Here is a 12,578-nt window from a genome sequence, read left to right on the forward strand (position 1 = left end):
AGGATAATTTATGGGCGCATTTAGAGCTTATTTTTACACGGGATTAGCTGCATTATTATTAATCATGCTCGTTCAGAAACATTTCACTAAACCACCCGAATGTAATCGCACCTTTTGCTTTGGTCGGGGAGTCTCCAAAGCGACCAAAATTTGGGGTTTATCCCAACCACAATTCTTGCACCACCGACCTTGTGGGGCCACCGGACCGATTCGAGAACGGGCTGATAGACCCATGCTTGTCCTAGATCATCGCTTATCCGAATGTCCAGAAGGTTCGATTCGATTAGGCCCATCTGAACTCTCGGCTACTGTAGTTCATCAACTAAAAAAAGAGATAAACCAAGGGTTAAAATTCAACTCGTTGATGGAATTAGAAACCAAACTTGGAGAACCCAAATGTGACTATGCCTTACCCGAGGGGGGAATGCGATCGCGCTATTTAATTGATAATGGCGGTGGCATCCAAGCCACCGAAAAAGATGGACGAGTCCAGATTGAATTTTCCGGCATGGGATTCCCTGGACTCTCGCGGTAATTCGCAAACTTAAACTCATAAAATCTGCCTTTCAACACTGCTTTTTGTGAGGTGTCTCAGAACTGTCAAACACTTGGAATCAATCGAGATTTTGTCCAGATTATTTCAACTTAAATTCATCAAATTTAACCACCGGCGCATTCGGATTTTTGACATCAAAACGGTAGCTGCTGACCATCCCTGTACGGGTCTCGAAAATACTAAACGCCGAGATATCATTACTGGCAAGATAGGGTAACGGTTGACCCTGGTCATCCAAAAGGGGAGAAAGGGTGGGAATCACCGGATCCAAGCCATTGGGATTGCCGATCGCTGTATAGGTTTCTTGATAATTTTCCGGCACTTCGCGGGGATTATTCTCGTCATGCGCCCCATAACTGTTCCCCACATTAGAGGATTCCAAAAAGTGCATTCCACTGGGACTGACGAAGCGATTCCATAAGTGAGAATGTCCGTAAAATACCAACTGGACTCCGGCAGATTCCAATAAGGGTACAACATCCCGAATAATATAATCTTGGTCTTTGGGATATTCATAGCGCACGGTGATCCGCCCAATTTCATCAGATTCTAACCGTTTCACTGGGTCCGTATAAGCCGGAACGACATTTCCCCCGAGGGAATGGGGGGGATGATGAAACATGACAATTTTATATTTAGCTTCTGTAAACTCTGGACTGGCTAACTCTTGTTCCAGCCATTGATATTGCCGACTTCCTGGAGTAATGGGTTCAAAAATATGTTGTCCGTATCCCCATTTTTCCGGTTGAGTTAAATCTTCTGCCCGTTCTCGATATCGACCTTTGGTTGTAGGATCGAGACTGGGATAGCGCCAGATATTCGTGATATATAAAACAACTAATCGCACATCGCCGAAGGTGACGGCGTAATAATTTTTGCCTTCAGGATTGGGGAGGTTAAAGATTTCATTAAAGGTTGTGGTATTAAAGGAGTTGTCAATCAACCAGCGATCGCGCAATACCGGAGACTCTTCGGGATTGATTTCTTTAACCTTTTCCTCGTAAAGGCGACGGGCTACCTCCCGGGGAAAGGCATCGATAAACTGGTCATCTAAGTCTTTTTCTGGAGAAAACCGCCCCATCACTTCATGATTGCCGACCGTAGGAAATAGGGGCGCGTGTTGAATAATTTGACCCCCGGTATAAAGATGAGTTCCGGACTCTGATTTAAAGTTATACTGAGCGCGACCTTGTAGGACGGGAAAGAAGGCATTTCCCCGATTGTCATCAAACCATTCCGAAGCGCGATCGGCAACATTGATTAAATCACCGGCATGAAACACCGCATCAACTCGCCCAACTGTTTCCACAACTTTCTGTAAATTAGCCGCAGTCATCGGCTTTAACTGATAATCGGAAGTGAGCAAAATTTTCAAATCGCTACCCGGTTCGGGGTTGGCTGCCAGGGTGAAGCGATCGCTCTTAATTTCTACCTGATCCTCCCGCACACTCGTCACCGAATAGGGGACTCGCACTCCTGGGGTTAATCCGGTAATCTCCGCTTCATGCCGCCAAATCTCTCGGACTGTCGGATTCGGATACACTGATCCGTCTTCGGTTTGACTCCCGAGGTGCGATCGCCCGTCCTCCTGAGTCCGACTCAGTTTCATCGTAGTCGCCCCCACCAGGTTCTCCCCCTTTTCCCCATATTCGACCCGATGCTCAATCCCAGCAAACTCCGTAAACCACAGGACCCGAACAGAATTGGCGGTGGGAACTTGCAGAAACGGATCCGTTAAAAGTTGGGGGGGAAATACCATGACACTCAACCCAGGTGACAAGAAGATCAGACAGAGGGAACAGAAAAAGAGCAGAATCAACAACCCGAGTTTGCGGGGGGTGTTGAGCGCAGATTTGAACGCTTCGGGTGGGGGAGTCAGTATCATAGAGGTTCGCCCAGTCTAGAAGAATCTTTAAGCCATAGTAACAGGCTGTCTAACCCATCCACCGAAGACCCTTAAATAAACGCGCGATCGCCCCGAGGGTTGTCTCCATTTGACGGGAATCAGGCTTCTGGGAATCGGAAACTCTCAGTTTTTCGTTGAATGAACACCCAAATTCTACCCCCTGGACTTTGACAAGGTGCGATCGCCACGAAACAATAAACCACTAAATACCATAAACCAGAGGAAAACATGAGTCAGTTTTTATTCATAACCGATTTAGATCATACTTATGTCGGTGACGATGCAGCCTTGGCAATCCTTCAGGAAGCACTCAGTCAGCATCGCCAAACCTATGGAACGAAAATTGTCTATTCCACCGGGCGATCGCCTGCACTGTACCAGGAACTCCAACAAGAAAAGCAACTCATCCAACCGGATGCCTTAGTTACCTCCGTTGGCACCGAAATCTATACCAATGGCATGGAAGCGTATGACTCCGAATGGGCGGATATTCTCTCGGACGGGTGGGACCGCGATCGCATTCTGGCAACTGCCGGTCATTTTTCTGACTTAGTGTCCCAACCAGACTCGGAACAGCGCCCTTTTAAAGTCAGTTATTTCCTTTCCGAGGATGTCGCCCCTGATTTACTCCCCCGGTTAGAATCTGCCTTAAAAGACCGCTCATTAGAGGTGCGTTTGATTTACAGTGGCGGCAAAGACCTGGATATTTTACCCATCAGGGGAAATAAAGGGTTAGCCATGCAATTTATCCGCAACCGCTACGGCATGGAACCAGAACAAACCGTTGCCTGTGGGGACTCGGGGAATGATATCGCCCTGTTTGAAGTAGGGGAAGAACGGGGGATCATCGTTGGAAATGCCCAACCCGAGTTGCGAACCTGGTATGAAGAACATCGCCAGGATAGTCTTTATTTTGCCCAAGCATCCTGTGCTGGTGGTATATTAGAAGGCTTAAAACATTTTCAGTTCTTGTAAACTCAAGGGTTGAGGGTAGAGGAGCGATCGCCCTTGAACCCCTCCACCCTCAACCGAGACCCTGGAATCAGACCGCAACCGCATCACAAGGATACCTAATGGCATGATCGGCTATCTCAAAGGCACTGTGGCAGGGGTTCAAAAAAATACGGGCAATCGGGTTTTCCTAACTTTAGAGGTGAATGGGGTGGGGTATGACTTGCAAATTAGTCCTCGGACGATTCGCCAGTTACCGGCAGTCGGAGAAACTTTGCAGATGTTTACCCATCTCCAGGTTCGCGAGGACCAGATGGTGCTCTATGGGTTTGCGTCTCATGCGGAACGGGAATTATTTCGGCAATTAATTGCCGTGAGTGGGATTGGGACTCAGTTGGCGATCGCCCTGTTGGATACCCTAGAGTTGAACGAATTGGTCCAGGCGATCGTCACCAGTAATACCGCCATCCTCGCTAAAGCGCCAGGGGTGGGGAAAAAGACTGCGGAACGGATTTCCCTAGAACTGAGAACCAAACTGGCGCAATGGCGGAAGGAATCCGGGGTGAGTGCGACTCCAGCAATGGGAGTCAAACCGGCATTGCAAGAGGATGTAGAGATGACGTTGCTGGCGATCGGATATAGCAGTAGCGAAGTCATGGAATCTTTATCGGCGATCGCTCAAAGTGGCCAATTATCCAACGAGGACCCGGTAGAAGAGTGGATCCGACAGGCGATCGCCTGGTTAGCCTCCCAATAACGCCCCCCATCCCCCCCATCCCTTACAGCAGTAGGTTCCTCGTGACGTGGCTCTGCCGCGTCATGCACTCTGGAGGCTCTGCCTCCAGTCCCTAGGGCTAATCGCTGCTTATTGTACCTGTCACGGCTTCAACTCGTCATCAGAGGAGCAGGCGGCAGAGCCGCCCATAGTGCGTGACGCGCTTAAGCCACGTCACGAGAAAAAAAAACCTACTCTTGTAAGCCCCCCATCTCCCCCCAATCTTCCCCATCTCCCAAAGTCATGTTAAGATTGTGAATTGCCGCGTTTATAGTAGTAAAGCCAAAAAGCAATGACCCTGACGCAAGAGCGCAAACACGAACTCATCAACGAATATCAAATCCATGAGACCGACACCGGATCGGCAGATGTGCAAGTTGCCATGTTAACCACCCGGATTAACCAACTCAGCGCACACCTGAAAACCAACAAAAAAGACCACTCCTCCAGAAGAGGATTGTTGAAAATGATTGGTCAGCGCAAGCGCTTACTGGCCTATATTTTGAAACAAGACCAAGCCCGCTATCGCGCTTTGATTACCCGCCTCGGGATTCGGGGTTAGAACCAACAGAAAAACCCATGTCACAGGAACCCCAACGAAATCGGTTACCGTTTGAGCCCAAACGGAAAAAACCGGCCAAAAACAACTCAACCCCCAAGGCATCCGAAACTCCAGCCTCTGGAAAACCGGAAAAAACTGCTCGTCGTCCGATGTCCAAAGAAGAACGGGCCATTCCCGAAGTGGTCAGCCAACGCATGGTGAGTCGGATGGCAATCTTGTGCGGGGTTCCGACTGCTTTGGGGATGTTTACATTTATCGCCAGCTATTTTGTGATCACTGGGGACTTGTTCCCCTTGCCTAATTTCGCCGTCGTCTTGGTGAGCATGGGCTGCTTTGGACTCGGCGTGATTGGGTTAACCTACGGCGTACTGTCCGCATCCTGGGATGAAGAGATTCCCGGATCCCTGTTAGGTTGGCAGGAGTTTACCACCAATTTGGGCCGAATGAATGCGGCGAGGCGAGCGGCGAAGCAAAAAAGCCAGTAGTCAGTTGTCATTGGTCATTTGTCGTCTTAGGAGAACCAAGGACAAATGACCTATGCTCAATTTATTAGGATTCGCGGGCGATCGGCGATCGGCTGCTCTTTAGCGAAGTGCTGAACATTGCTAGAAAGAAGCCATCACTTAGGAAGAGCCGATCGCCGACGAGAGCAGTTAAAGAGTCTGTACAAAAGCAAATAAGCCCGGTAACATACCATGATCATTGTAATGAAGGTCGGCACACCCGAAGCCGAAATTGACCGACTCAATGCAGAATTGACCGAAAATTGGGGGCTGACCCCGGAGAAAATAGTCGGTCGCTATAAAGTCGTAATTGGACTGGTTGGGGATACGGCAGATTTGGATCTGCAACAACTCCAAGAAATGAGTCCGGCGATCGAACAAGTCTTGCGGGTAGAACAACCCTTTAAGCGCGTCAGTCGGGAATTCCGCCACGGCGAAGCTTCAGAAGTCGTGGTGGATACTCCTAATGGTCCGGTTCACTTTGGTGAAACCCACCCGATCGTGGTGGTGGCAGGACCCTGTTCTGTGGAAAACGAGGATATGATTGTTGAGACGGCCCGACGAGTCAAAGCGGCTGGGGCCAAGTTTTTGCGAGGCGGTGCCTTTAAACCCCGCACCTCGCCCTATGCGTTCCAAGGACATGGCGAAAGTGCGTTAGAGTTACTCGCCACAGCGCGGGAAGTCACTGGGTTGGGAATTATTACCGAACTGATGGATGCGTCAGATTTGGAGATGTTAGGGGAAGTCGCCGATGTCATCCAAATTGGGGCGCGGAATATGCATAATTTTTCCCTGTTAAAGAAAGTCGGTGCTCAGGATAAGCCGGTGTTACTCAAACGGGGAATGTCCGCCACGATTGAAGAGTGGTTGATGGCAGCGGAGTATATTTTGGCCGCAGGCAATCCCCGGGTGATTTTGTGTGAACGGGGAATCCGGACTTTTGACCGGCAGTACACCCGGAATACTTTGGATTTATCGGTGATTCCGGTCCTGAGAAAGCTGACTCACCTGCCGATTATGATTGATCCCAGTCATGGAACGGGTTGGTCAGATCAGGTGCCTTCGATGGCGCGGGCGGCGATCGCAGCAGGAACCGACTCCCTGATGATTGAAGTACACCCGACGCCCAATAAAGCCCTCTCCGATGGACCCCAATCCCTCACCCCCGATCGCTTTGATCACCTGATGGGAGAAGAGTTAGCGGTGATTGGTAAAGCCGTTGGTCGGTGGACTGTCCCCACCCCCGTCTTAGCGTAACGGGCGATTCCATCTTGGAGAATCAGCCCAGAGTAGGGGCAGTGAAGAGACTGCCCCTACATCCGATCCGGGGCACTCTCCAAATTGGGATCAGTCCGACTACTCCTTATGCTCGTCCAGTGCCTTGAGTTTAGCTAACTGTTCATCCACCTGACGAATTAACTGGTTGAGCGCAGGCAGTGCATCTAACTTGGATAAAGCTAGATCGGGAATTTTACTGGCGCGATCGCGCAATTCATCCACCTTCCGCTGAAGTTGTAGCGCTAGTCGCAAGGCATCCCGACTTAAATCCTCCACCTGCTGCTGCTTGTAAAACTTTAAAGCCGCCCCGCGCAACACTTGCAAGGTCGCCCGTTCCCCATCAGTTCCTGGCATCACCCGCAAGCGTAATAATAACTCTTCTTTGTTATAGCGCCGTTCAATTTCCACCTGTTTCGGTTTTTGCAGGGGGATTAACGGCAAGTGTGCCAATAGCTTGAGTTCGTTCATCACCCCCCCAAACAGGGACAGTTCCAAACCGTCCATCACCGACTGCACGACCCCATCTTGACTCCAAAGAATTCGCCCCTGTTGAGATTGGCGCTCGAAATAAAGCCGACCGATACCCCCTTCTAAAATTCGCCCCAATAACTCTTGTAAAAGCTCCTTGGGGGGTAAATTGGCAAGTTCATCCAGGGAACTGTGAGGATGGGAGACACTCACTTGCAACAGCGGCACCGCCGCCCCTGGTAACATGGGTGTCGAGTGAGGTGCGGGTAAGCTCGGGCGATCGCTAGTCGCTAAATGGGAATGGGGTAGGGGGAGCAAATCGTTCCGAGAATGCACTGCCACCGAGGAAGCATGGGAGGAATTCGGCAAAGGAGGCATGGACGGGGCGGGAACATGACTCCCCGGGGTATGAGGTGGAGCCGATGCTTTTTTCTTCCCGGTGTGCATATAGTTTAAGTAAGCACTGAGCATCGAGCGGTGAATCTCAGCAGAAATCGGTTCGGATACCAGAGAACACCTCATATATCCCAGAATGCGCCGGACATATTCCAAGGCGGCAGAATCTTCGGGATCGACCATACCCAGGTGGAGACGGCTCCCTTTAATGGACAACGGTAACACCTCATGATAAAGGCAGGCTTCAAAAGGCAACAGGTTGTCAATTAGCTGGAAGATTTGCTCGGAATCCATTTGTGCTGCCCAGTTAGTGACGGTTTTGGTTTGCATTGGTGAAAGGACTCGGTGCTGTTTTATTCAGAGAAAGAAAACCCACAATAGTGACACCAATGACCCAAGCTTGTCAGGGTGGGTCCCACTCCTGACTATCCAAGATAGAGAAATGCTGGCGGGTTATTCCTATTTTCTGGTTTGATCACCCGACAAGTCAAGTCCGATACCACACCGGATTGCACAGTTCCCCACAAGGTAGGCAAGAATCGCATTCTGTGTCAAATTTTGAGTACAATTGGCAAGTTTTCAACGGATTTAGATGCACCCAGTTATTTCCTCAATTCCACTGCTTCCGCTGTCGTAACTAACTTGGGTCAAAAGTCACCGATTCCGAGGAATGTGGGATAAAGATTCGCTAAAGTTGAACAAATTGGGGATAAGGCTGTCACACTCATCGCTTTCTCAACTCTCATTCAATGCACCAGAACTCAAGGGACAGCGGTAGTCCGGGTGAGTTGATTTAATATTCTTCTTTAAAAGTAGCACTTTTCCGAAGAAAAAGTTAACAATGTTTAATCAACCATCGGCTTCGGAACGGCTATTGCGGAGGGACTGAGCCGCTAAATAAAGTTGGGTCCATTCCCCTAGCACTTGAGAATGTTTGAGTCCTTGGTTCTGGGCGATCGCCTCTAAAGATTGTCCCTGTTTGAGTTGGTCAAGTAGCTGTTGTTGTTCTGGGGTGAGGGTTTGATAAAATTGTTGCCACTGGGTCGAGGTTAGACCGAACCCGTGGTCTTGTAAGCTAATTTGTAGCCAGTTGGCGACTAACTCCGGTTCGATTTTCAGGGAAAAGACGCGAATCGCATGGTAGCTGACTTTTTCCCGCAAGCGATAGACTTGCTTAACGGGTAAATTGAGACCCTTGGCGATCGCATCTTGGGAGCAACCTTGAAGATACAATCGCAACCAATCCGCTGCAGTTGGATCCACATTTTTCGCCAAATAGTCGGCAAACTCCTGTTGGACGGTTTGGCGTAAGAGTTGTTGTTCTTCCCAGGCGATCGCATCTTGCGTGTTGGCGATCGCCTGAGCATCCAACAAACTAATCGAACTGTCTGACTCATCCGAACCAATTTCATCAGAAACCAGGCGAATTAATTCCGCCTCGGGCACCTGAGTCAAGCCCCCACGCTGGGACCTCCGCAAATAGTTAAAAAACCGATAGGCGAGTAAAGGTTGATTCCGAACCGGACGCAAGCAATATTCTTCAATAGTTGCCAACAACAGCGCATTTCTGACCCGCGAGGTTTGGGTGGATTTGCCAATCCAGGCAATTTGCTGTTGCATATAGCGATCGCGTTCGCACAACTCCTGGATGACTTCCTGCACCACATCCACCACCGTCCGCTGGCGATCGCGACTCAGCGCCACCCAAGTTTTTATCTTATTTCGCAGCAGCACCAACGAAGACAACCGACGGATTAAATTCGTATAAGCTCGTTCCGTCGGCACCCCGAGGACCCTGAGCAAAATCCGATAGCGATAGTCCATCGCCGAACGGATGATTTCTAGCTTTTCTGGCGTCAGGGCCTCAAAACGCTCCGGATCCTCCCCCAACAGCCATTGCACGATACTCTCGTGGGTGCTCACTGGATGCTCTGCACAATCCTGGGATAGGCGCGATCGCCACTCTTGCGCCAGTTGTTCTGCCAACGTCATGATTAACTCCTCACCTCTAACACGCTTCCCACTCTTACCGATTCTAAGCTCATCCTGAAGCCAAGGCGAGGGTCCAACGTCCTATCCTGTCCGACCCCGTTACCCATCCTCCCTCATGACATCCCGAAACCAATTCCTCATCCCCCAACTTTTCAACCCTTCATCCCCTTACTGCTAATAAGGATCCATCCGGCCTGCTGTTTTATTGTTGCACTCATGGCAGTCTTTCAGCGCTTACCTCCGACCTCTAACAGGCCCTAGGAGGCCCGGATTTGAGATCCCAGGGACCAGAAACCGGGTTTTTGGCCCCGATCTGCGGCGAATTGGCCTAAATTTCGTGAAGAACCCCGGCTTCTAACCCAAATGTTACCCCCGGACTAGGGCACTTGTTCTTCCAGTCCCAAGTCCTCGGGTTTTGGATTAGGCGTTCTCGGGGACTGACGCAGCGATCGGACTGAAGCCACCACAGAGTCAGTACATCAATCCTCTTTTCATCAAATTCCTGGAATTTGTAGATAATCTTTCGCTCACCGGGAACAAAACTTGATTCTTTTAAATCAGATTAAGAGATGCTGCCATGTAGTTACTGTTGCCGGAACATAGAGTTTCCGCCTAGCGTCTATATTCGCATCCTCCATTCAAGAATCCGTATTTTTTTTGTAGTGTTCAAAAATCGCTTTGATCCTCATGCTTTATTTTTTAAGCTTTGCTGCATCCCAATTTTAATGAAGCAAACTCCCGGGGCCCGTTTAGCTCTAGGCCAACTGTTCATCAAATGTTGTGACTCTTGAGATTTCCGAAAAAAGTAGAGGAAATCAGATTGTCATTAGGATGATACTTCAAGCATAAGCCATTGAAATAAAAATAGAAAAAATTGGATTAATTATTTAATATCCCTCGGAATTGATTTCCGTAAATCTCTCAGCAACCTTAAGCAGAGAGAGTTTTTTTCATGATAAAATTCAGGGAATGCGAATTTCCTTAAAATCAGCCTTTAGACAGATTAAAATGCTTTTTCTAAAGTGAAAAATAAATTAAAAGGCTATTAACTTGCCCTCGTCCAATTTAAGGGAAGTAAAAAAAACCTTTTTCTAGTCTAACCCTGCAAACCGTGCCTCTATTCATAAATGCGAGTGCCACGGACTCCCGAAGCCGGGAAAAGCCAACCTAATCTACCCCGTAACTTTTCACCCTGTTGCACCAAGGAGCTTTGCAATGAATCCGGAAGAAACAATGCCAGAAGAAACCACAGGAGTTGTCGTTCTCGATCCGACTATTGATGTCGATTCGGGCGATTTGGATGATGAATTGGATGACAACATCTTCTCCACCACCGCTGTAACCGACGTCGAATCCAGTGACTTAGATGCCAATTCCGGTGACTTGGATGATGATGACTTGGACGGTGAAACCACTCCAACTGCCGAAGGCGAGGATAATGGTGATAGCTTAGATGCCAATTCCGGTGACTTGGATAATGATGATGACTTAGAAGGGGAATTCACGACCACTGCCGAAGGCGATGATAATGCCGATGACTTAGAGATGAATTCCGGTGACTTGGATGATAATGATGACTTAGAAGGTGAAGTCACGACCACTGCCGAAGGCGATGATAATGCCGATGACTTAGAGATGGACTCCGGTGACTTGGATGATGCCGATGACATGGATGACGATGCAGGCGTCGATCCTCAAATCAAAGAACTGGTCACTGCCTATTGTGATGAAGATGAATATTTGGCCGATAACCCTGATGTTGAGGAGGCCGTCAAACGAGGGGTGTTTAAGAGTGGATTACAACACGCCTACCTCTTTGGATATCTAGAAGGCCGGAACGTCATTCCGGGATTCGATGCGCGATTCTATGAAGAAAATAATCGCGACGTGAAAGATGCGATCGCCAAGGGTGATTTCAAAAGCGCCCTACACCACTTCTTACTCTTTGGCATCAACGAAAATCGCTCTCCCAACCTCGCCTACAACGAAGAAGAGTATCTGAATAATAATTCAGACGTTAGTGATGCTGTGCAACAGGGTCAATTTAGCAGCGGCCTAGCACATTGGCTCCTGCATGGAATCCGTGAAATTCGGGTTTTCAGCAACATTTTTAACGCCCAATTTTACTTACAACAATATGAAGATGTTGCGGAAGCATTCAACACGGGAAGGCTTCGGAGCGTCTTCTCTCACTTCTTAAATAACGGGATTTTTGAAGGACGTATTCCCAGCCCCTCCTTCAATCTGGAAACCTACTTACAACAATATCCAGAAGTCTCTGAAGGAATCGAACAAGGTCAATTCCCCAATGCCATTTTCCACTTCTTCCAGGTGGGATTCTTCCGTGGATTCATGCCGAATCCACCGATGCCCGAAGCAGAAATGCCCGATAATGATGATGATGATGATTTAGAAGACGACACCTCAACCCCTGAAAATCCCACCGACACCTCCCCCATCGTCTTCAATCCTCCTACCGGCATCGTTTCACCCCCTGTACCCCCCGCATTAGATAGCGATTCCGGTGACTTAGATGCCGATGACGATGATGCCGATGACGATGATGCCGATGACGATGATTTAGATACCGATTCCGGTGACTTAGATGCCGATGACGATGATGCCGATGACGATGATTTAGATGCTGATTCCGGTGATTTAGATGCCGATGACGATGATGCCGATGACGATTCCGGTGATTCTGGAATCCAAATCCGCAATATAGACGACATTGACCGGACCGGCAGCAATGTGTTGGTCTCCGATAGTGATGAGGGAGTGCTCCTAGAAGCGACTGGAGTCATTGATATTCTCATCGGTGGTAATGGCAACGATACTCTCACCGGAAACGACCTCCCCGACCTAATCTTTGGAGTTGCTGGCAATAACCTGATTGAAGGCGGCAGCGAAAATGATTCTCTCCTTGGGGGTCAAGGAAGTGACTCTATCTCCGGTGGGGATGGGGACGACCTGATCATTGGTGACCTCAAAGTCTTTGATGAATTAAAAAGCGCTAACGGCTTTATTTTCATCAATGAACTCAACGACGATGATGCCGATGACGATGATGCTGATGACGTCACCGATGATGACGATGATGCTGATGATGTCACCGATGACGATGATGCTGATGATGTCACCGATGACGATGATGCTGATGATGTCACCGATGACGATGATGCTGATGATGT

General features: G+C 49.0%; 10 protein-coding genes. 7 read left to right on the forward strand and 3 right to left on the reverse strand.

The features are described 5' to 3' along the window. Positions 1–10: 10 nt before the first annotated feature. A complete protein-coding gene (locus NG795_RS14275; RefSeq protein WP_367289333.1) occupies positions 11–535 on the forward strand; it encodes a hypothetical protein in 525 nt (174 codons plus the stop codon). Between the two features lie 100 nt (positions 536–635). Here the strand turns inward: NG795_RS14275 and NG795_RS14280 are convergent, their stop codons facing one another. Continuing rightward, positions 636–2,315, reverse strand: coding sequence for a purple acid phosphatase family protein (locus NG795_RS14280; RefSeq protein ID WP_367289334.1), 1,680 nt, complete (start codon positions 2,313–2,315; stop codon positions 636–638). A 375-nt stretch (positions 2,316–2,690) separates the two neighbouring features. On the opposite strand from NG795_RS14280, the gene NG795_RS14285 reads away from it, so the two are divergent. The 5 genes from NG795_RS14285 to aroF all read left to right on the forward strand — a co-directional run bounded on the left by NG795_RS14285 (position 2,691) and on the right by aroF (position 6,510). Next, entirely contained in the window at positions 2,691–3,437 is a 747-nt protein-coding gene (locus NG795_RS14285; protein WP_367289335.1) for a sucrose-phosphate phosphatase, read from the forward strand. A 103-nt stretch (positions 3,438–3,540) separates the two neighbouring features. Further along, positions 3,541–4,170 (forward strand): Holliday junction branch migration protein RuvA, encoded by a 630-nt coding sequence (gene ruvA, locus NG795_RS14290; RefSeq protein ID WP_367289336.1) that lies wholly within the window; start codon positions 3,541–3,543, stop codon positions 4,168–4,170. 310 nt (positions 4,171–4,480) lie between these two features. Then, positions 4,481–4,750, forward strand: coding sequence for a 30S ribosomal protein S15 (gene rpsO, locus NG795_RS14295; protein ID WP_015151668.1), 270 nt, complete (start codon positions 4,481–4,483; stop codon positions 4,748–4,750). 17 nt (positions 4,751–4,767) lie between these two features. Then, positions 4,768–5,235: a PAM68 family protein gene (locus tag NG795_RS14300; protein ID WP_367289337.1), complete on the forward strand. Its 468-nt coding sequence runs from the start codon at positions 4,768–4,770 to the stop codon at positions 5,233–5,235. Positions 5,236–5,445: 210 nt separating this feature from the next. Further along, positions 5,446–6,510: a 3-deoxy-7-phosphoheptulonate synthase gene (aroF, locus tag NG795_RS14305; protein ID WP_367289338.1), complete on the forward strand. Its 1,065-nt coding sequence runs from the start codon at positions 5,446–5,448 to the stop codon at positions 6,508–6,510. Positions 6,511–6,609: 99 nt separating this feature from the next. Here the strand turns inward: aroF and NG795_RS14310 are convergent, their stop codons facing one another. Then, entirely contained in the window at positions 6,610–7,725 is a 1,116-nt protein-coding gene (locus NG795_RS14310) for an ATPase, T2SS/T4P/T4SS family (protein ID WP_367289339.1), read from the reverse strand. Positions 7,726–8,244: 519 nt separating this feature from the next. Then, complete coding sequence (locus tag NG795_RS14315) at positions 8,245–9,387, reverse strand: HetZ-related protein 2 (protein ID WP_367289340.1); 1,143 nt, start codon at positions 9,385–9,387, stop codon at positions 8,245–8,247. Positions 9,388–10,602: 1,215 nt separating this feature from the next. On the opposite strand from NG795_RS14315, the gene NG795_RS14320 reads away from it, so the two are divergent. Continuing rightward, positions 10,603–12,578 (forward strand): calcium-binding protein (locus tag NG795_RS14320; protein ID WP_495855880.1); only part of this gene is annotated, 1,976 nt, incomplete at its 3' end.

Source organism: Laspinema palackyanum D2c (assembly GCF_025370875.1).
Classification (GTDB): domain Bacteria; phylum Cyanobacteriota; class Cyanobacteriia; order Cyanobacteriales; family Laspinemataceae; genus Laspinema; species Laspinema palackyanum.